24 protein-coding genes, 1 tRNA gene and 1 pseudogene are annotated in these 17,510 nt (G+C 71.2%); 14 read left to right on the top strand and 12 right to left on the bottom strand.

The features are described 5' to 3' along the window. Nucleotides 1-3 precede the first annotated feature (3 nt). A pseudogene (locus OG488_RS21500) lies at nt 4-282 on the top strand (helix-turn-helix domain-containing protein); the annotation flags it as partial. 105 nt (nt 283-387) lie between these two features. Continuing rightward, nucleotides 388-627, top strand: coding sequence for a DUF397 domain-containing protein (locus OG488_RS21495; RefSeq protein ID WP_329238892.1), 240 nt, complete (start codon nt 388-390; stop codon nt 625-627). 18 nt (nt 628-645) lie between these two features. On the opposite strand, the gene OG488_RS21490 is transcribed toward OG488_RS21495, so the two are convergent. From OG488_RS21490 to OG488_RS21480, 3 genes are all read right to left on the bottom strand, one after another. Continuing rightward, entirely contained in the window at nt 646-1,326 is a 681-nt protein-coding gene (locus OG488_RS21490) for an SMI1/KNR4 family protein (protein ID WP_329231521.1), read from the bottom strand. Between the two features lie 74 nt (nt 1,327-1,400). Then, complete coding sequence (locus OG488_RS21485; RefSeq protein ID WP_329231520.1) at nt 1,401-2,741, bottom strand: FtsX-like permease family protein; 1,341 nt, start codon at nt 2,739-2,741, stop codon at nt 1,401-1,403. Between the two features lie 3 nt (nt 2,742-2,744). Further along, nucleotides 2,745-3,533, bottom strand: coding sequence for an ABC transporter ATP-binding protein (locus OG488_RS21480; RefSeq protein ID WP_329231518.1), 789 nt, complete (start codon nt 3,531-3,533; stop codon nt 2,745-2,747). A 210-nt stretch (nt 3,534-3,743) separates the two neighbouring features. Here OG488_RS21480 and OG488_RS21475 point away from each other — a divergent pair, with 210 nt between their 5' ends. The 3 genes from OG488_RS21475 (at nt 3,744) to OG488_RS21465 (ending at nt 4,799) form a co-directional block, all read left to right on the top strand. After that, nucleotides 3,744-4,022 carry a metal-sensitive transcriptional regulator gene (locus OG488_RS21475; RefSeq protein WP_329231516.1) on the top strand — a complete coding sequence of 93 codons (279 nt, stop codon included), beginning with the start codon at nt 3,744-3,746 and terminating at the stop codon, nt 4,020-4,022. Between the two features lie 100 nt (nt 4,023-4,122). After that, nucleotides 4,123-4,416: an ArsR/SmtB family transcription factor gene (locus OG488_RS21470; RefSeq protein WP_329231514.1), complete on the top strand. Its 294-nt coding sequence runs from the start codon at nt 4,123-4,125 to the stop codon at nt 4,414-4,416. After that, nucleotides 4,413-4,799, top strand: a complete 387-nt coding sequence (locus tag OG488_RS21465) for a VOC family protein (protein WP_329231512.1) — start codon at nt 4,413-4,415, stop codon at nt 4,797-4,799. Before OG488_RS21470 ends, OG488_RS21465 begins: the two co-directional genes overlap by 4 nt. A 39-nt stretch (nt 4,800-4,838) precedes the next feature. On the opposite strand, the gene OG488_RS21460 is transcribed toward OG488_RS21465, so the two are convergent. Beyond that, a complete protein-coding gene (locus OG488_RS21460; protein ID WP_329231510.1) occupies nt 4,839-5,333 on the bottom strand; it encodes a hypothetical protein in 495 nt (164 codons plus the stop codon). Next, nucleotides 5,330-5,734 carry a winged helix-turn-helix transcriptional regulator gene (locus OG488_RS21455; protein WP_329231509.1) on the bottom strand — a complete coding sequence of 135 codons (405 nt, stop codon included), beginning with the start codon at nt 5,732-5,734 and terminating at the stop codon, nt 5,330-5,332. The genes OG488_RS21460 and OG488_RS21455 overlap by 4 nt, the downstream gene beginning before the upstream one ends. Nucleotides 5,735-5,889: 155 nt before the next feature. Here OG488_RS21455 and OG488_RS21450 point away from each other — a divergent pair, with 155 nt between their 5' ends. The 3 genes from OG488_RS21450 to nadE all read left to right on the top strand — a co-directional run bounded on the left by OG488_RS21450 (nt 5,890) and on the right by nadE (nt 8,388). After that, the gene (locus tag OG488_RS21450; protein WP_329231507.1) at nt 5,890-6,783 is read left to right on the top strand and encodes an NADP-dependent oxidoreductase; all 894 of its coding nucleotides are present in this window, start codon (nt 5,890-5,892) and stop codon (nt 6,781-6,783) included. 112 nt (nt 6,784-6,895) lie between these two features. Then, the gene (locus OG488_RS21445) at nt 6,896-7,477 is read left to right on the top strand and encodes a hypothetical protein (RefSeq protein WP_329231506.1); all 582 of its coding nucleotides are present in this window, start codon (nt 6,896-6,898) and stop codon (nt 7,475-7,477) included. A gap of 80 nt (nt 7,478-7,557) precedes the next feature. After that, nucleotides 7,558-8,388 (top strand): ammonia-dependent NAD(+) synthetase, encoded by an 831-nt coding sequence (gene nadE, locus OG488_RS21440; RefSeq protein WP_329231504.1) that lies wholly within the window; start codon nt 7,558-7,560, stop codon nt 8,386-8,388. A 27-nt stretch (nt 8,389-8,415) separates the two neighbouring features. Here the strand turns inward: nadE and OG488_RS21435 are convergent. Further along, a tRNA-Trp gene (locus tag OG488_RS21435) sits at nt 8,416-8,489 on the bottom strand. Nucleotides 8,490-8,841: 352 nt separating this feature from the next. On the opposite strand from OG488_RS21435, the gene OG488_RS21430 reads away from it, so the two are divergent. Both OG488_RS21430 and pip read left to right on the top strand, forming a co-directional pair. Continuing rightward, nucleotides 8,842-9,357 (top strand): hypothetical protein, encoded by a 516-nt coding sequence (locus OG488_RS21430; RefSeq protein ID WP_329231502.1) that lies wholly within the window; start codon nt 8,842-8,844, stop codon nt 9,355-9,357. Nucleotides 9,358-9,381: 24 nt separating this feature from the next. Beyond that, complete coding sequence (pip, locus tag OG488_RS21425; RefSeq protein ID WP_329231500.1) at nt 9,382-10,353, top strand: prolyl aminopeptidase; 972 nt, start codon at nt 9,382-9,384, stop codon at nt 10,351-10,353. Nucleotides 10,354-10,425: 72 nt separating this feature from the next. Here pip and OG488_RS21420 read toward each other — a convergent pair whose 3' ends face one another. After that, entirely contained in the window at nt 10,426-10,884 is a 459-nt protein-coding gene (locus OG488_RS21420; RefSeq protein ID WP_329231498.1) for an FG-GAP repeat domain-containing protein, read from the bottom strand. Further along, nucleotides 10,830-11,051: an FG-GAP-like repeat-containing protein gene (locus OG488_RS39295; protein ID WP_406463842.1), complete on the bottom strand. Its 222-nt coding sequence runs from the start codon at nt 11,049-11,051 to the stop codon at nt 10,830-10,832. Before OG488_RS39295 ends, OG488_RS21420 begins: the two co-directional genes overlap by 55 nt. Before the next feature lie 212 nt (nt 11,052-11,263). Here OG488_RS39295 and OG488_RS21415 point away from each other — a divergent pair, with 212 nt between their 5' ends. Next, a complete protein-coding gene (locus OG488_RS21415) occupies nt 11,264-11,410 on the top strand; it encodes a hypothetical protein (protein WP_329231496.1) in 147 nt (48 codons plus the stop codon). Between the two features lie 61 nt (nt 11,411-11,471). Next, entirely contained in the window at nt 11,472-12,467 is a 996-nt protein-coding gene (locus OG488_RS21410) for an aldo/keto reductase (RefSeq protein WP_329231494.1), read from the top strand. Between the two features lie 158 nt (nt 12,468-12,625). Here OG488_RS21410 and thpR read toward each other — a convergent pair whose 3' ends face one another. The 3 genes from thpR to OG488_RS21395 form a co-directional block, all read right to left on the bottom strand. Next, complete coding sequence (gene thpR / locus OG488_RS21405) at nt 12,626-13,198, bottom strand: RNA 2',3'-cyclic phosphodiesterase (RefSeq protein ID WP_329231492.1); 573 nt, start codon at nt 13,196-13,198, stop codon at nt 12,626-12,628. Between the two features lie 106 nt (nt 13,199-13,304). Further along, nucleotides 13,305-14,639: an MFS transporter gene (locus OG488_RS21400; protein ID WP_329231490.1), complete on the bottom strand. Its 1,335-nt coding sequence runs from the start codon at nt 14,637-14,639 to the stop codon at nt 13,305-13,307. A gap of 94 nt (nt 14,640-14,733) precedes the next feature. Beyond that, complete coding sequence (locus tag OG488_RS21395) at nt 14,734-15,174, bottom strand: MarR family winged helix-turn-helix transcriptional regulator (RefSeq protein ID WP_329231488.1); 441 nt, start codon at nt 15,172-15,174, stop codon at nt 14,734-14,736. A gap of 134 nt (nt 15,175-15,308) precedes the next feature. Between OG488_RS21395 and OG488_RS21390 the strand changes: the two genes are divergently transcribed. Then, a complete protein-coding gene (locus OG488_RS21390) occupies nt 15,309-15,524 on the top strand; it encodes a hypothetical protein (RefSeq protein ID WP_329231487.1) in 216 nt (71 codons plus the stop codon). A 51-nt stretch (nt 15,525-15,575) separates the two neighbouring features. Here OG488_RS21390 and OG488_RS21385 read toward each other — a convergent pair whose 3' ends face one another. Next, a complete protein-coding gene (locus tag OG488_RS21385) occupies nt 15,576-17,027 on the bottom strand; it encodes an NCS2 family permease (RefSeq protein ID WP_329231485.1) in 1,452 nt (483 codons plus the stop codon). 186 nt (nt 17,028-17,213) lie between these two features. Here OG488_RS21385 and OG488_RS21380 point away from each other — a divergent pair, with 186 nt between their 5' ends. Beyond that, nucleotides 17,214-17,498 (top strand): DUF2530 domain-containing protein, encoded by a 285-nt coding sequence (locus OG488_RS21380; RefSeq protein WP_329231483.1) that lies wholly within the window; start codon nt 17,214-17,216, stop codon nt 17,496-17,498. Nucleotides 17,499-17,510 lie beyond the last annotated feature (12 nt).

Below are 17,510 nucleotides of genomic sequence, written 5' to 3'. Positions count from 1 at the left end.
GAGATGTTCGGCGCACTGCTGCGGTTCCACCGCGAACGGTCGGGACTGTCGCAGGAGGCGCTGGGCGCGAAGATCGGTTTCTCCAAGTCCCAGGTGGCGATGGTGGAACGCGGCGCGAGACCACCGAAGGGCGACTTCGTCCCACGCGCGGACGAGGTGCTGGGTGCACAAGGTGCACTGGTCGCGACTGCTACAGAACTGTCCCTCAGCCATTTGGCCCCGTGGTTCCGCGAGTTCGCGGAGGAGGAGGCCGTTGCCTGCGCTCGCCACGAGTACGAGGCGCACCTGGTTCCTGGCCTGCTCCAGACCGAGTCCTACACCCGCACGCGCCCAGGCTCTGAGCCCCGAAGAGTCCGCGCAGCTCATCGAACAGGTGGCAGCGAGAACATGAGCACCGGCCTCAGCTGGTTCACGAGCAGTTACAGCGGCAACCAGGGCGGAGACTGCGTAGAGATCGCCTTCTCCTGGACCGCGTCCACGTACAGCGGCGATCAGGGCAACTGCGTGGAGGTGGCCACCTGCCCCCACGCCGTCCACGTCCGCGACTCCAAGGACCGCACGGTCCCACCCCTCACGCTCTCCCCCGCCACCTGGACCGCCTTCCTCGGCCACGACTGGCAGTGCTGACCCCTACGGCGGCCGGCCCTACAAGGCCGGGAGCGCGGTGTGTTCGGCCTTCTCCAGCCAGCCGGTGTACCAGCGGGCGAAGGTCACCGGCGCACCGTCCTCGTCGAGGAGGGGCGCGAGGTCGATGTCGTCCGCCCGGCAGTCGGACCAGATCGTGCCGCGGTGGGTGCCGCTGACGATCAGCCACTCCCTCTGCGCGCAGCCCAGGTGGCAGATCACGAGAGCTCCAGCGGTGCGCTCCGGGGCGAACATGACGGAGCCCCACCGCTCGTCCCACGCCTCCATGGCGTCGTCGAAGTCCTCGATGTCGTCCAATTCCTCCTCGTCGGGGTGTTGGGCGAGGAGTTCGGCGAGCAGCTTCGGGTCCGGGCCCTGGTCGGGAAAGGGCTCGGCGAGCATCGACAGGTCGGCGAGGTCCGCGCCGTCGCCTTCCCAGCACCAGCCGCCCTCCGTACGCCGCACGGGGAAGAGGCCGTACGCGGGACCGGCGCCGCCCGCGCCGACGTACAGGAGGAACGCCCGGTACTCCTCGGGCAGTCGCACGCCGAGCTGCGCTTCGAGAGCGGCGAGCTCATCCGGGGTGAGCGGGTCCTCCAGGGCCCACGCGTGCCCGAGCGCCCCGAACACGTCGCCGCCCCCGGCCCCCGTCCCCGCCGCCTCGACCCGCTCGCGTACGCCCGCCCACCACTGTTCAGCCATGAGCAGACCGTATGCGCAGCCACTGACACCGGGCCGTGCTGCCCCTACGCGCGCGACAAGGCCGGAGGCCGCCGTCACGCCGCCACGGTGACGGCGTCGATGGCCGGCGTGCGGAGGGTCCTGCGCGCGGTCCCGAGGCTCGTGCCGAGGGTGGCCGCGGCGGCGACGGCCATGATGGCCAGCCAGGTGCCGGGCCCCTGGTCGGGAAGGACCTGGTCGGTGCGGACCATGGTGAAGGGGATGACCCCCGCGATCCCCGCGACGGTGCCGAGGACCAGGCCGGTCAGCGTCAGGACGGCCGCTTCCCATCCGACCACCCCCAGGACCTGGCCGGGCGTGGCCCCCGCGAGGCGCTGCTGCCCGAACTCACGGCTGCGGTACGTGGTCGCCGCGTAGAGGCTGTTGACGAGCATGATGCAGGAGAAGACGACGATGATGCCGACGACGACGAGGTTGAGGGTCTCCAGGTTCTTGTCCTCGACGGTCTTGTCCAAGCCGGACGAGGCGACCCAGTCGCTCTCCACTCCCTGCATGTACAGGGTGGCGGTGGCCATGCCGGTGAAGACGATCATCGGCATGAGCACCCCGGCCAGTTCGGCACCGCGCCGGCGGAGGTTACGGACGCTCAGGTAGCCGCCCGCACCGCCCACCGCGGCCAGGGGCCCCCGCAGCAGTCCCAGCAGGCGTCCGAGCAGGGACGGGGCGAGGACGGCGAAGCCGACGGAGAGCAGGATCGCCCCGTAGGCGGGGAACGCCATCAGCATCTCCTCGGTGCTGTCGACGGCGTACGTGGTCAGGACTCCCCCGGCCCCCGCCACCAGCGCGGCACACCCGGCCAGGGTGCGGCCCTTGCGTCGCGACGGGCGGCGGAAGGCGGCGCCCGCCCTGGTGGCGCGGCGTACGGCGAGGAACGCGGCGCCTACCGAGGCGAGGAAGGCGATGGCGAAGCCGGAGCCGAGCGCCATCGCTCCGAAGGCCGGGTCGACGTGTGCGGCGACCTGGCCGCTGTCCTTGAACAGGTCCAGGAGGAGGCGCCCGCCGAGCACCGCGGGCCCGATGGCGAGCACCGCTCCGGCCAGCGCCACCACGGCGGACTCGCCGACGACCATGCGGGTGATCTGGGCGGGGGTCGCCCCCGTGCAGCGCAGCAGATGGATCTCCTCGGCGCGCTGGCGGACGGCGACGGTGAGGGTGGAGGCGATGGCGAAGAAGACGAGGAGCGAGCCGTATCCGCCGACCACGCTCGCGGAGATGGTCATGGACTCCGAGCTGACCTCGTCGACCCCGGGTGCCGCGGCCGTGTCGTGCAGGGAGCTGAACGTCATGATGATCACGGCACCGAGGAACGCCGAGAGCAGGGTGGCGAGGAAGCGCCCCGGACGCTTCCGGATCGAGCGGACGGCCAGGAACAGCATCGGTCACACCTCCATCGCGTACTGCTCGGCCGCCTGGTCGCCCAGGTGGGCCATGCGTGCGGCGACGGCCTCGGCGGTGGGTGCGGAGAGGCGCCCCGCCAGCCGCCCGTCGGCGAGGAAGAGCACCGAGTCGGCGTAGGAGGCGGCGACGGGGTCGTGCGTGACGAGGACGACGGTGGTTCCGTGCAGGCGGACGCCCTCCCGCAGCAGGCTCAGCACGTCGCGTGCGCTGCGCGTGTCCAGGGCGCCGGTGGGCTCGTCGGCGAAGATCACGCCCGGCCGGGTGACCAGGGCGCGTGCGATCGCGACGCGCTGGCGCTGTCCCCCGGAGAGCTCGTCGGGGAGGTGGCCGAGGCGGTCGCCGAGCCCCACCTGCGTGAGGATCGCGCGGACGCGCTCCGGGTCGGCCTTCCGGCCGGCGAGCCGCAGGGGCAGCGAGGTGTTCTCCTCGACGGTCAGGGTGGGCAGCAGGTTGTACTGCTGGAAGATGAAGCCGATCCGGTCCCGCCGGAACTTGGTCAGCGCCGCCTCGCTGCCGCCGCTCATCTCCTCGCCGTCCACGAGGATCTGCCCCTGGTCGGGCCGGTCCAGGCCCGCCGCGCACTGGAGCAGCGTGGACTTGCCCGAGCCCGAGGGGCCCATGACGGCGGTGAAGCTCCCCGCCGGCAGGCTCAGGGTGACCCTGTCCAGGGCGGTCACCGCGCTGTCCCCGGCCCCGTACGCCTTGCTCACCGACACCAGCCGCAGAGCCTCCGCGCTCCGCCTCCTGGACTGCCGCTCGCGAGCGAACATGGTCTCCCCCTCTGCCCGTCGGACGCCCTCTGCGCCACGTCGTCGACGCTACGGACGGGAGCGGGCGGGCACATTGGGTGTGCCCCCCAGGTCATGGGGTGGTGCTGACTGAACCCTGTCCGGGGGTGAGCCCCCGGACACATCTCGTACGATACCCCTGGGGGTATACGAACCCGCATCGACCGGCACGCATCGCACACGGGAGGAACCATGCAACTCGACATGGCGGCAGATGAGTTGAAGTCGGTCCTGAACCGGCTGCGCCGGGCCCAGGGGCAGATCGCCGGGGTCATCAGGATGATCGAGGAGGGCAGGGACTGTGAGGACGTCGTCACTCAACTGGCCGCCGCGTCCCGGGCCCTGGACCGGGCGGGGTTCTCGATCATCGCCACGGGGCTCGAACAGTGCCTCGCCGACGAGGGGCAGACCCCGGCCGACAAGGACCGGATGCGCGCCCGCCTGGAGAAACTGTTCCTCTCCCTGGCGTGACGACACGACGACGCGACCGGACACGGCAGGGCGGCACGGGGCACCGGACGGGCGACCGGTCGCCTTGATAGGCAAGTCGATGCTTGCCTATGGTGGGGTCATGACGCAGGATGTCTTCAAGGCACTGGCCGACCCCACCCGCCGGCGCATCCTCGACGAACTGGTGGACCGCGACGGGCAGACCCTGTTCGAGATATGCGCACGGCTGGTGACCAAGTACGGCCTGGGGCTGTCCCGCCAGGCGATCAGCCAGCACCTGGCCGTCCTGGAGTCCGCGGGTCTGGTCCTCTCGCGGCGCGAGGGCCGCTACAAGTACCACGACCTGAACACCGAACCCCTTGAGCGCATCGCGAACCGCTGGCTCAGGCCCGACACCCCGGAGAGCACCCCTTGAAGATCCAACGGACCAGCGTCTTCGTCGACGACCAGGAGAAGGCCCTGCGCTTCTACACCGAGGTGCTCGGTTTCGTGAAGAAGCACGACGTCCCGCTGGGCGAGCACCGCTGGCTGACCGTCGTCTCGCCGGAGGCCCCCGACGGGACCGAACTGCTGCTGGAGCCCTCCGGCCACCCCGTGGTGAAGGCGTACCGGGACGGCCTGGCCAAGGACGGCATCCCGCTCGCCGCCTTCGCCGTGGACGACGTGCCCGGCGAGTTCGACCGACTGCGCGGACTCGGCGTGCACTTCACCCAGGAGCCACTGGAGATGGGCGCGGTCACCACGGCGGTCCTCGACGACACCTGCGGCAACCTGATCCAGATCCTCCAGGGGGCGTAACCGTCCAGGGGGCGCGGGGCGGCCCGCCCCCGTGCGCGGCTACCGCTCCGGGAACGGCTCCCCGCACGCGCTGCAGAAGGCGGGCGCCCGGTCCGCCGACAGCCGCCCGCACTCCGGGCACACCAGGTCCCGCATGCAAGGTGCCTCGCCGCCCTCGTGCGCGGGAGTCCGCACGGCCGGCTTGATCATGAGCCCGGGGCGTCGCCGGTGCACCGTGAGGGAGACCAGCCCGTCGGGCCCCGCCTCCAGGGAGCGCCGCGAGGTGCGGGGCAGCCAGGTGACCGTCATGGGGGCGAGGTCCAGCACGTCCCCGCCGCCCGTGCGCAGGCGGCCGCCGCCCGCGAGGACGACGAGGAGCACGTCCAGCACGTCCTCCTGGTGCTCGCCCACCTCCGCACCCGGCGGCAGGCGTACGACGTTGGCGTCCAGCTCCCGCCCCTGCTCGGCCAGGTGCCACAGCGCTCCGCGCTCGTCGGGGGCGGCGGAGGCGAGGAGCGCGTCCAGCGCCGCCAGGACCCTCGGGGTGGCGTTCACGCCGCGGCCTCCTCGTCGTACCGCTCGCGGGCCTCGTGGACCTGGTCGAAATGGGTCTCCGCCCACGTCTTCACGGCGAACAGCAGTCCGCTCAGGCTGTGCCCGAGCTCCGTCAGTTCGTAGTCCACGCGCACCGGCACCGACGGGGTCACCGTGCGGGTGACGAGCCCGTCGCGCTCCAGGGTGCGCAGCGACTGGGTCAGCATCTTCTGGCTCACCCCGGCGATCCTGCGGCCCAGGTCGCTGTAGCGCATCGGGCCCTCGCGCAGGGCGCTGACGATGAGGCTGACCCACTTGTCGCCGAGGCGGCCCAGCAGCTGGTTGGTCGGGCACTCCCTGAGGAAGGCGTCGTACGCGGATCGGGCGTCCTCGCGGCGCTGGGCCGCGGTGCGGGTCGCCATGGGTCCTGCCTCCGGTCCTACCTGGGGGTGGCCTACGCACCTCGAAGTACGTACTTACCGAAAGAGAGTAACTCTTCCTAGGTTTGTGGGGCGGGAAAAACCGGCGGGAGAAACCGGCGGGAGAAACCCGCCCCCCTTACCGAGGAGTTGTCGACATGCGTGCAGTGGTGATCAGGAAGTTCGGCGGGCCCGAGACGGTGGAGCTCGTGGAGACCGCGGTGCCCGAGCCCGGCCCGGGCCAGGTCCGGATCAAGGTGGCGGCGGCCGCGGTCAACCCGGTGGACGTGGCGTACCGTGCGGGAGTACTCGTCCCGCTGCCCGAGGACGGCCTCCTGGGGCTCGGCTGGGACGTGGCGGGCACCGTGGACGCGGTGGGCGCGGAGGCCCCGTACGCCGTCGGAACCGATGTCGTCGCGCTGGCCTACGGCCCGGCGCCGGTCAAGGCACAGGCGGAGTACGTGGTGGTGGACGCCTCGGCGGTCGCCCCCGCCCCCGCCTCCGTGGACGCGGTCCACGCGTCGACCGTGCCGCTGAACAGCCTCACCGCCGCGCAGGCCCTGGACCTGCCGGCTCTCGCCCCGGGGTCCACGCTGCTGGTCACGGGCGCGGCGGGTGCGGTCGGCGGATACGCGGTGCAGCTGGCCCACCGGGCGGGCATCGAGGTCACCGGGGTGGCCGGGCCCGCCGACGAGGCGCTCGTACGGTCCTTCGGCGCGGACGGGTTCCTGCGGCGCGGCGAGGAGGCCGGCCTGTTCGACGCCGTCCTGGACGCCGCCGTGGTCGGCGCGGACGCGCTGGCGTACGTGAGGGACGGCGGCGACTACGTGGGCGTCATCCCGCACGCGGGGCCGCCGAGTGTGCGGGACATCCGCGTCCAGGTGGTGGAGGTGGCCGCCGACGGCGAGCGCCTCGCCACCCTGGTCGCCCTGGTCGACCAGGGCGTCCTGACTCCCCGGGTGGCCGGGACGTACCCCTTGGAGGAGGCGGGCCGCGCACACACCCGGCTCACGGAGGGCGGCGTACGGGGCCGGCTCGTCCTGATCCCCTGAAACCCGCAGGTCAGGACCGCGCGGGGCGGAGGTGGAGCCTCCGGAAGTGGAGGCATTCCCCCTCCGTCCCGAAACCGCCGGCCGGGCCCGGTGGCCGCTGTAGCCTCGCCGCATGATCCAGCCGACGCCCGCGACACCCGCCGCCCCGGACGCCGAGTGCGCCGCGCTCACCCGGACCCTGCGCCGCCGTGGCACCGTCGTCCTGTCGGTGTTCGCCCTCGTCTGGGCCTTCGCCGGGGCGTCCGGGCTCACGTCGGGAGGCGCGGCCCTGGCCGTCGAGATCATCGCCGTACCGGTCACCGCGCTGGCCGTGTTCCTCGCCTACCGCGAGGGCGCCGCCCCGTCGCCCCGCATGGTCGACCTGCCCCGGAACTGGGCGCGTTCGGTCGGCATCGTGAACGTCGTCGAGCTCGCGGCGATCTTCGCGGTGATCGCCGCCTCCAACGCCTCGGGGCGGCCCTCGTTCATCCCGCCGGCCATCGCGCTGGTCGTGGGCCTGCACTTCATCCCCCTCGCGCGCCTCTACGACCAGTGGCAGTACAAGGGGACGGCCGCGCTGCTGAGCGCCGCCGCGGTCGTCGGCTTCGCCCTCGTCGGGGCCGGCCTCTCGGACGGAAGCGTGCGCGCCGTGGTGGGCCTGGCCTCCGCGGTGACGCTGTGGGCCTCCGCCTGCCACGTGGCCGTCAGGGGCTGAGCGCACACCGGACCGGCCGGAATCCGGCCCTGGGTAGGGTGGGCGCGACAGACCGTCGTGAACCGGAACGAGGAGCAGACGTGAGCGAGCCGGCGTCCATCGCCCTGCAGCAGGAGATCGCCCGGGAGCTGGAGGTCGCGGAGACCTTCGACGCCGAGAAGGAGATCGAGCGCCGGGTCGCCTTCCTCACCGAGCGGCTGACCTCCACCGGGCTGCGCTCCCTGGTGCTCGGCATCAGCGGCGGCGTCGACTCCACCACCGCCGGCCGGCTGTGCCAGCTCGCCGTCGAGCGGGCCCGGGCCGCCGGCCACGAGGCGCGGTTCTACGCGATGCGCCTGCCCTACGGGGTCCAGGCCGACGAGCACGACGCCCAGCTCGCGCTCTCCTTCATCCGGGCCGACCAGGTGCTGACCGTGGACATCAAGCCCGCGACCGACGCCACGCAGGCCTCCCTGCTCGACGGCGACGTGGCCTTCCGCGACCCGCACCACCAGGACTTCGTGGTCGGCAACGTGAAGGCCCGGCAGCGCATGATCGCCCAGTACGCGGTGGCCGGAGCGCACAACGGCCTCGTCGTCGGCACGGACCACGCGGCCGAGGCGGTCTCCGGCTTCTTCACCAAGTTCGGGGACGGCGCCGCCGACCTGGTCCCGCTGACCGGACTCACCAAGCGCCGGGTCCGCGCCGTCGCACAGACGCTGGGCGCCCCCGCCGAGCTGGTCGGGAAGGTGCCGACCGCCGACCTGGAGACGCTCGACCCGGGCAAGGCCGACGAGCACGCGCTCGGCGTCACCTACGACACCATCGACGACTTCCTGGAGGGCAAGCCGGTGGACGAGCATGCCTTCGAGACGATCGTCACCCGTTACCGCCTGACCGACCACAAGCGCCGTCTGCCCATCGCGCCGTAGCGGACCCGCACGGCCCGGCGGAAAGGGCGGAGCCGGCCGGAATCGAACCGGCGTCCTCACGGTTTTGGAGACCGGCGCGACGACCTCTGCGCTACGGCTCCGCCCGGTCGGACACGCTACCGGTGCCCGTCCGCGCGCACCACGGTGCGCCGGGCGGAAGGTTCCGGCCCCTCCACGGCGTACGGAAGCCCGTTCCCACTCACTCAACGGCCGCCAACTCCGCTGCGGTGCAAGGAAATTGAACGGCTCCGGTCACTCTCGGTCTGTATTCTGATCAGCTTCGCCGATCGTCACGACCAGCAGGGGGATCTCCGCGTGTCCGAGCCCAGCCCAGCGCCGCCACCCGGCCCTCCTGTCCCGCCCCGGCCCGCCGGACCCCCGGTACCGGCCCCGCCCACCGGCCCTCCTGTCCCGCCTCCGCACCCCCCGGCCCCGCAGGGCGGAAGCCATCCGGTGCCGGTCATCGCGGCTGTGATCACGGCGGTGGCGACGATCGCCGCCGCGGTCATCGCCGCCGTGGCATCAGGCGGGGACAGTCCCCCGGGCGGCCTCGGGGCCGGGCCCGCCCTGACATCGGTGACGGCAGCGGCCTCGACCGCCGAGTCCACCCCCTCCGCCGACCCGTCGGGCCCCGCACTGGAGACGCTGCCGGCGAGCGACCCCACGACCCCGGACTCCGGGCCGCGGGTGACCGTGACCCCCTACACGGCAGCCGTGAACGACAAGGTGACGATCGAGGCCGGCGGCTTCGCGCCGGGAGAACAGGTCCGCATCACGCTCCGCGACAGCGGATCCGTGGAGACCGACGTGCGGGACGTCACCACTGATCCCGAGGGCCGGTTCGCCGTGCAGATACGCGTGCCCGCCGAAGTGGGTTCGGGCCATGACACCCCCATGTTCCGCGTGTGGAGCGTGGACGACGTCGACTCGGAGAACACGGCCGACACCCCGTTCACCTACACCGAGTAGCACCACCGACCGAGGAGAGCCGCCGTGGACAGGCAGCCCGACGGGAAGTACCCGCCGATCGAGCCGTACGACCAGGGGATGCTGGACGTCGGCGACGGCAACCTCGTCCACTGGGAGGTCTGCGGCAACCCGGCGGGCAAGCCCGCCCTCGTCGTCCACGGCGGCCCGGGCTCGGGATGCGGCGCACGGCCCCGGCAGTACTTCGACCCGGACCTCTACCGCGTCGTGCTCTTCGACCAGCGCAACTGCGGCCGCTCCACCCCGCACGCGAGCGATCCGGCCGCTGACATGCGGCACAACACGACGGCGCACCTGGTCGCGGACATGGAGCTCCTGCGCGCGCACCTCGGCATCGAGACGTGGCTGCTGTACGGGGGATCGTGGGGCTCGACCCTGATCCTCGCGTACGCCGAGCAGTACCCGGAGCGGGTCTCGGAGATCGTCATCTCCGCGGTGACGACGACGCGGCGCAGCGAGATCGACTGGTTGTACCGGGGCGCCGGACAGATCTTCCCCGAGGCCTGGGACCTGTTCCGGGCGGGCGTCCCGGAGGCCGGGAGCCCGACGGGCCTCGTCGCCGCGTACGCCCGGAGGACGGAGAGCCCCGACCCGGAGGTGCGGGCGAGGGCGACGGCCGACTGGTGCGCCTGGGAGGACGCGGTGCTCTCCATGGAGGCGTACACCGGGCCGGCCCCCTACGGCGGCAGGCCCGGCCGCGATCAGCTGGCGTTCGTCCGCATCTGCGCGCACTACTTCTTCCACGCCGCGTGGCTGGAGGAGGGGCAGCTGATCCGCGACGCCGGCCGCCTGGCGGGCATTCCGGGCGTCCTGGTGCACGGCCGCTTCGACCTGGGCTCCCCGCTGACCACCGCCTGGGAGCTGGCGAAGGCCTGGCCGGACGCGGAACTGACGGTGATCGACGACGCGGGACACCTGGGCGGCGCGGCGACGTCCCGCGCGGTGCTGGCCGCGCTGGACGGGTTCGCGCGGCGGTAGGACGCACTATGTGGCACGCACGAGGTGCCGGTCGACAGCCGACCGGCACCTCGTGGGGTCGGGAGACCGCGGTCAGACGAGGTGCTTGACGGTGGCCCAGCCGTGGCCGATGACGCCGGCGCCGGTGATGTCGTCACCACTGCTCGTGTACAGGTTCAGATCACCCGTCGCACGCCCCGTCGCGACCACATCGGCCTTGCCGTCGGCATTGATGTCGGCCAGCGTCAGACGATTCATCACCTGGAAACTCGAACCGATCTGCTTCGAGAAATTCACATCACCGCCCGTACTCACATACAGATTCAGCTCACCCGAATCCGCACGGTTCGCCACCACATCCGCCTTACGGTCACCCGTCACATCACCCACCGCGAGATTCGTCATCGAACCCCACCCCGTACCGATCACCTTCGTGTAATCCACATCGCCACCACTCCCGGTGTACAGACGAAGCTGCGCATCCGTCTTGTCCACCGTCACGATGTCCGCCTTCCCGTCACCGGTGACATCACCCGCCGCCAGCTCACGCACATTGCCCCAGCCATGCCCGACGTCGAAACGACATCACCGTCACCGTCACCATCGAAATCCGCCGCCGCAACCTGCACCATCGAACCCCAGCCACCCCCCACGACCGACCCCGAGAACGAATCACCCCCGGAGTTCCGGTACAGGTTCAGCTGGTCGTCCGCATCCACCGGACAACTCGTCCCCACGGGCGGGAGGTCTCCCTGGACGCAACCGTCCAAGACCGTTTCAGTCCACCCGTCCGCTCTTCCTGGGCGCCTGAGCTGCGGCTTAGCTGTGACCACCGGACGGAACGACGCCACCGCGGGGCGCCGGACCGAACGGGCAGCAGCTTCCCGCCTCCACGTGCCGCCCTGCGGCACACCCGGAAGGAACAGCCCTCATGAACGTTCTCCGTCTCGCCAAGGCCGCCGCGGTCACCGCCCTCGCCGTCATCGCCCTGGGCCTCGCAGCCCCGGCCGGCGTCGCCGCCCCGGCCGACGTCGACGGGCCGGCCCCCGCCACGGTGCAGGACATCCTCTGGATGTGACCGTCGGCAGGCGAGGGTCGCCCTTGCTTCGAGCACGCTCGAAGGAGTTGGCTTGGGGACCATGAAGTACACGCAGCTCGGACGCACCGGACTCAAGGTCAGCCGCCTCGTCCTGGGGACGATGAACTTCGGCCCCCAGACCAACGAGAGCGAAAGCCACGCGCTCATGGACGCCGCCCTGGAGGCGGGCGTCAACTTCTTCGACACGGCGAACGTCTACGGCTGGGGCGAGAGCAAGGGCCGCACCGAGGAGATCCTCGGCACCTGGTTCGCGCAGGGCGGCGAACGCCGCGACAAGGTCGTCCTCGCCACCAAGGTCTACGGCAACATGGGCGCGGACGGTGAGGCATGGCCCAACCACGACAAGCTGTCCGCCCTCAACATCCGCCGCGCCGTCGACGCCAGCCTCAAGCGGCTGCAGACGGACCACATCGACCTGTACCAGTTCCACCACGTCGACCGGGACACCCCGATCGACGAGATCTGGCAGGCCATCGACGTACTGATCCAGCAGGGCAAGATCCTCTACGCGGGCTCGTCCAACTTCTCGGGCTACAAGATCGCCCAAGCCAACGAGCGGGCCCGTCAGCGGGGCAGCTACGGCCTCGTAAGCGAGCAGTGCATCTACAACCTGATGGAGCGCGGGGCGGAGATGGAGGTCATCCCGGCCGCCCAGGAGTACGGCCTCGGCGTCATCCCGTGGTCGCCGCTGCACGGCGGGCTGCTCGGCGGGGCGATCCGCAAGGAGCGCGACGGCAGCGGCTCCCGGTCCACCTCCGGCCGGTCCGGCGACGCGCTGGCGGACCCGAAGGTCCGGGCGCAGATCCAGGCGTACGAGGACCTGCTGGAGAAGCACGGTCTGGAGCCCGGTGAGGCCGGTCTGGCCTGGCTGCTGACCCGGCCGGGCGTCACGGGCCCGATCTCGGGCCCGCGCACCCGGGAGCAGCTCGACTCGGCGCTGCGCGCGGTGGAGCTGGAGCTGTCGGACGAGGTACTGGCGGCCCTGGACGAGATCTTCCCGGGCCCTGGCCCCTCGCCGGAGAACTTCGCCTGGTAGGCACGTCTCCTGGCAGGAAAGCGGTACGCGGCTTCCGCCCCGGGGCTCAGCCTCCGAGGGCGGAGGCCGCCGCCACGACGACGAACATCAGCACGAGCACGGCCGCCATGATGCGGTTTCTGGTCTTGGGATCCACCCGACGAGCGTAACCGCCCGGCTCACCGGCCCAGCGGCCAGGCCCGCACCACCTCGTACCGCGGCTGCTCCCCCGGTACCCCGTCCACCGGAAGGTTGCTGCGTACGAGGCTGAGCTCAGCCGCCTCCCAGCCCATGCCCTCGAAGCCCTCCAGCGCCGCCGTGTACGGGGTCAGGTCCGTGGGGACCCGGCTCCGGGCGAGGGTGAGGTGCGGGGTGTAGCGGCGGTGCTCCTCCATCGCCACCCCGGCCCTGCGCGCGGCGGCATGGGTGCGTTCCGCGAGCAGCCTCAGCATGTCGAGGTCCCCCGCCGCCCCCGCCCACAGGGCCCGCCCGTCGAACCGTCCGCCGCCGTGGATCCGGAGCGGGAGGGGCTGCGTCCGGTGCGCGGCCCGCTCCAGCCTCGTGTACAGCTCGGGCAGCAGCTCCTCGTCGACGTTCCCGAGGAAGGCCAGCGTGTAGTGCCACCCCGCGCGGGCGGTCCAGCGCAGGTTCACCGCGCCGGGCAGACCGTGCAGGGCCGCGACGGCCCCGGCCAGCTCGTCCGCGGCAGCGACGGGGGGCAGGACGGCGGCGAAGAGTCTCTGGCTGCTCATGCGGCGAGTGTCCCAGCGTCCCGGCGTGTCCGGGGGCCGGGCCCCCGCGCCCCGAACGACGATGCCGCCCTCCCCCGGAGGGGCAGGGCGGCATGCGCGGGACGGCTCAGGCCGCCGTCGCCAGCTGTTCGCGTGGGACGAACCGCACGTGCGGGCGGCCCGGGCGCAGGTCGACCTTGAGGCGCAGGCCGCCGACGCGGGTCAGCATGAAGCCGACGCCGAGCGCGGCCACCATCGAGATCGCCCCGCCGGCCGCCATGCCGGTCCGGGCGCCGTAGACGTCGCTGATCCAGCCGACGATCGGGGCGCCCACGGGCGTGCCCCCGGCGAAGACCATCATGTAGAGGCTCATCACCCGGCCGCGCATCTCCGGGTCCGCGGCCATCTGGACGCTCGTGTTGGCGCTGATGTTGGTCGTCAGGCCGATCATGCCGATCGGGACGAGCAGCAGCGAGAAGAACCAGACGGACGGCGACAGCGACGCCGCGATCTCCAGGGCACCGAACAGGGTGCCCGCGGCCACGAGCATCCGGAGCCGCGAGGAGCGGCGGCGGGCGGCGAGCAGCGCTCCGGCGAGGGAGCCGGCCGCCATCAGGATGTTGAAGAACGAGTACATCCCGGCGCCGCCGTGGAAGATCTCGTCCGCGAAGGCGGTCAGCCAGATCGGGAAGTTGAACCCGAAGGTGCCGACGAAGCCGACCAGGACGATCGGCCAGATCAGGTCGGGTCTGCCCGACACGTAGCGCAGTCCTTCGCGCAGCTGGCCCTTCGCGCGCTTCACGGTCACGGACGCGTGGAGCTCGCTCGTGCGCATCATGAGCAGTCCGACGAGCGGGGCGATGAACGACAGCCCGTTGAGCAGGAAGGCCCAGCCGCTGCCGACCGTCGTGATCAGGACGCCCGCGACGGCGGGGCCGATGAGCCGGGCGGACTGGAAGTTCGCCGAGTTCAGGCTGACCGCGTTGCGCAGCTGCGCCGGGCCGACCATCTCGGAGACGAACGACTGCCTGGCCGGGTTGTCGACGACGGTCACCATGCCGAGCAGGAAGGCGATCAGGTAGACGTGCCAGACCTCGACGACGCCGGAGAGGGTCAGGGCGGCGAGTGCGATGCCGCACAGGCCGAGCGCTGCCTGGCTGATGAGGAGCAGACGGCGCTTCGGGAGCCGGTCGGCGATGACGCCGCCGTAGAGCCCGAAGAGCAGCATCGGGAGGAACTGGAGGGCCGTGGTGATACCGACGGCGGCGGCGGACCCGGTGAGGCTCAGGACGAGCCAGTCCTGCGTGATGCGGGACATCCAGGTACCGGTGTTGGAGATCACGGCGCCCGTGGCGAACAGGCGGTAGTTGCGGATCTTCAGCGACGAGAAGGTCCCGCCGGTCTTGCTCTCGTGGGTGGAAGTCGGTGCGGGGGCGGAGTCTGCTCCGGATCCCGTACTCAAAAGAGTTCGCCTCCTCGGGCGTATACGACGTACGGACTGACGGGGACGTGACTGCGGGCGCCGACAGGGCCGTGGCCCTGTGCGCCCGCCGGGATCACAGGTGGGCGAGCTTCTCCAGCACGGGCGCGGCGGCCCGCAGCTTCTCCCACTCGTCCTCGTCCAGGCCTTCGGCAAGGCCGGCCAGCCAGGCGTTCCGCTTGGAGCGGGACTCGGCGAGCATGGCTTCCGCCTGCTCGGTCCGGCTGACCATCTTCTGCCGACGGTCATCGGGGTGCGGTTCCAGTCTGACCAGGCCCTTGGCTTCCAGCAGCGCGACGATGCGGGTCATCGACGGCGGCTGCACGTGCTCCTTGCGGGCCAGCTCACCGGGAGTGGCGGAACCGCAACGGGCGAGTGTGCCGAGCACCGACATCTCGGTGGGGCTCAGCGACTCGTCGACGCGCTGGTGCTTCAGGCGCCGGCCCAGCAGCATCACGGCGGAGCGAAGGGAGCTCACGGCGGCGGCACTGTCGCCGTCGTGGATCAGGTCAGGCATGTTCCTTAGCGTAACTCATTAGCCATGCTAAATACCAACTGGTGGTACACGCGCGAGAAACTGATCACCCGAACGAGTGAGTAAGGGGCGGAAAGCGCCGCGAAAGAGCTCCGTGTGCCGCGACCCTGCTTGGCATGGGATCGACAGTGCTCAGCCTGCGCATAGACGGTGAGCTGCTCGAGCGGCTCCGCCGGCACGCCGCCAGACGCGGCATGACCGTCCAGGACTACGTGGTCCGGACGCTCGTCCGCGACGATTTCGACGAGCGCTTCCACGCGTCCGTCGACGAGACGGAAAAGTTCTACGGGGCGGATCCCCGTCACGCGGACCCGGCCGACCGGGTCACATGACGGGGATCCGCCCCGCAGGGGTGAAGGCTCCGTACGCGTGCGCGTACGCGCCTACGTGAGGCCGAGCGCCGGCATCGCGTAGTAGAAGACGAAGACCGCCGACACCACGTACATGGCCACCGGGACCTCACGGCCGCGGCCGGCCGCCAGGCGCATCGCGCTGAAGGCGATGCAGCCGATGCCGATGCCGTTGGTGATCGAGTACGTGAGCGGCATCATCAGCATGGCCATGAAGGCCGGGATGGCGAGCGTGTAGTCGCTCCAGTCCACGTCCCGCACGTTGCCCGCGAGGATCAGGAACCCGACGGCGATCAGCGCCGGGGTCGCCGCCTGCGAGGGGACCATCGTCGCCAGCGGCGTCAGGAACAGCGCCACCGTGAAGAGCAGCCCGCTCACCACGCTCGCGAGCCCGGTACGGGCGCCCTCGCCGACTCCGGCCGTGGACTCCACGAAGCAGGTCGACGCCGAGGAGGAGCTGATGCCGCCCGCGGCGACGGCGACACCGTCGACGAGGAGCACCTTGTTGATGCCCGGGAAGTTGCCGTCCTTGTCCATCAGCTTCGCCTCGTCGCCGACACCGAGGATGGTGCCCATCGCGTCGAAGAAGCACGACAGCAGCACGGTGAAGACGAAGAGGATGCCGGTCAGGAGACCGACCTTCCCGAAGCCTCCGAACAGGCTGACCTGGCCGATCAGCCCGAAGTCCGGGGACGCCACCGGATTGCCGGGCCACTCCGGGACGGTCAGTCCCCAGGCGCCCGCCGGCAGGTCGGCGATGGCGTCGATGCCCAGCGCGACGACCGTCATGACGACGATGGAGAGCAGGATCGCGCCCGGCACCTTGCGGACGATCAGCGCGAGGGTCAGCAGCGTGCCGAGGATGAAGACCAGGACCGGCCAGCCGTTGAGGTGGCCGTCGTTGCCGAGCTGCAGCGGGACCGTGGTGTGCGCGGCGTCCGGGATGCGGGAGACGAAGCCGGAGTCGACCAGGCCGACCAGGAGCACGAAGAGGCCGATGCCCATCGCGATGCCCTTGCGGAGCGAGCGCGGCACGGCGTGCATCACACGCTCGCGCAGCCCGGTCGCGACCAGGAGCATCACGACGATGCCCGCGAGGACGACCATGCCCATCGCGTCGGGCCAGCTCATCCGGGGAGCGAGCTGGAGGGCGACGACGGTGTTCACGCCCAGACCGGCGGCGAGCGCGATCGGCACGTTGCCGATGACGCCCATCAGGAGCGTGGAGAACGCGGCCGTCAGCACCGTGGCGGTGACGAGCTGGCCACCGTCGAGCTGGTGCCCGTACATGTCCTTCGCGCTGCCCAGGATGATCGGGTTGAGCACGATGATGTACGCCATGGCGAAGAAGGTGGCGAAACCACCACGGACCTCGCGTGCGACCGTCGACCCCCGCTGGGAGATCTTGAAGTAACGGTCGAGGACACCGTGCGGCTGCTGCGGCATCGGAGGCTGATCGACCGGAGCGGTGGCCGAGGAGGACATGTGTGACCTTCAGTCGTGCATCGAGGGGATGAAACCAGTCAGATTTGGATGTTCACACGAATGAATCGAGTCATCCATAAGCAGATTCAGTATGAATACATAAGGGGAAGATCGCTATCTCCGCGCGTAGATCCTTGGGCCGACTGGCCTGCGCCGGTCCGGCCGACGCGGCACTAAGCTGAGGCCATGGAGAAGTGGACACCCAAGCACGAGGCACCCGAGCCCCTGGAGGGTCCCGTCGTCGCCACCATCACCGGCGGCACGATCCTCTGGTTCGTCCTCTTCCTCGTGCAGGTCCCCTTCTACGGCTGGTTCGACGACCGCGGCCACGCCTGGTGGATCTGGGTCTGCCTGGCCGGGGCCGGGCTGGGCCTGATCGGCATCTGGTACGTCCGGGGACGGGACGCCGCGCTCAAGCGGGCGGCGGCGAAGGCCGCCGAGGAGCCCACCCCCGGCGGCGCGCACCACTGACGCCCCGGCCCT

It is taken from the genome of Streptomyces sp. NBC_01460 (assembly GCF_036227405.1).
In the GTDB taxonomy this organism is placed as follows: Bacteria; Actinomycetota; Actinomycetes; order Streptomycetales; family Streptomycetaceae; genus Streptomyces.
The sequence above is the reverse complement of the archived record's forward strand: the minus strand, read 5'-3'. Positions and strand labels throughout refer to the sequence as shown.

What these genes read in the sequence shown, in the direction of transcription:
- OG488_RS21495 (WP_329238892.1), top strand. Translation starts at nt 388, where the DNA reads ATGAGCACCGGCCTCAGCTGGTTCACGAGCAGTTACAGCGGCAACCAG.
- OG488_RS21490 (WP_329231521.1), bottom strand. Translation starts at nt 1,326, where the DNA reads ATGGCTGAACAGTGGTGGGCGGGCGTACGCGAGCGGGTCGAGGCGGCG.
- OG488_RS21485 (WP_329231520.1), bottom strand. Translation starts at nt 2,741, where the DNA reads ATGCTGTTCCTGGCCGTCCGCTCGATCCGGAAGCGTCCGGGGCGCTTC.
- OG488_RS21480 (WP_329231518.1), bottom strand. Translation starts at nt 3,533, where the DNA reads ATGTTCGCTCGCGAGCGGCAGTCCAGGAGGCGGAGCGCGGAGGCTCTG.
- OG488_RS21475 (WP_329231516.1), top strand. Translation starts at nt 3,744, where the DNA reads ATGCAACTCGACATGGCGGCAGATGAGTTGAAGTCGGTCCTGAACCGG.
- OG488_RS21470 (WP_329231514.1), top strand. Translation starts at nt 4,123, where the DNA reads ATGACGCAGGATGTCTTCAAGGCACTGGCCGACCCCACCCGCCGGCGC.
- OG488_RS21455 (WP_329231509.1), bottom strand. Translation starts at nt 5,734, where the DNA reads ATGGCGACCCGCACCGCGGCCCAGCGCCGCGAGGACGCCCGATCCGCG.
- OG488_RS21450 (WP_329231507.1), top strand. Translation starts at nt 5,890, where the DNA reads ATGCGTGCAGTGGTGATCAGGAAGTTCGGCGGGCCCGAGACGGTGGAG.
- OG488_RS21445 (WP_329231506.1), top strand. Translation starts at nt 6,896, where the DNA reads ATGATCCAGCCGACGCCCGCGACACCCGCCGCCCCGGACGCCGAGTGC.
- OG488_RS21415 (WP_329231496.1), top strand. Translation starts at nt 11,264, where the DNA reads ATGAACGTTCTCCGTCTCGCCAAGGCCGCCGCGGTCACCGCCCTCGCC.
- OG488_RS21410 (WP_329231494.1), top strand. Translation starts at nt 11,472, where the DNA reads ATGAAGTACACGCAGCTCGGACGCACCGGACTCAAGGTCAGCCGCCTC.
- thpR (WP_329231492.1), bottom strand. Translation starts at nt 13,198, where the DNA reads ATGAGCAGCCAGAGACTCTTCGCCGCCGTCCTGCCCCCCGTCGCTGCC.
- OG488_RS21395 (WP_329231488.1), bottom strand. Translation starts at nt 15,174, where the DNA reads ATGCCTGACCTGATCCACGACGGCGACAGTGCCGCCGCCGTGAGCTCC.
- OG488_RS21390 (WP_329231487.1), top strand. Translation starts at nt 15,309, where the DNA reads ATGGGATCGACAGTGCTCAGCCTGCGCATAGACGGTGAGCTGCTCGAG.
- OG488_RS21385 (WP_329231485.1), bottom strand. Translation starts at nt 17,027, where the DNA reads ATGTCCTCCTCGGCCACCGCTCCGGTCGATCAGCCTCCGATGCCGCAG.
- OG488_RS21380 (WP_329231483.1), top strand. Translation starts at nt 17,214, where the DNA reads ATGGAGAAGTGGACACCCAAGCACGAGGCACCCGAGCCCCTGGAGGGT.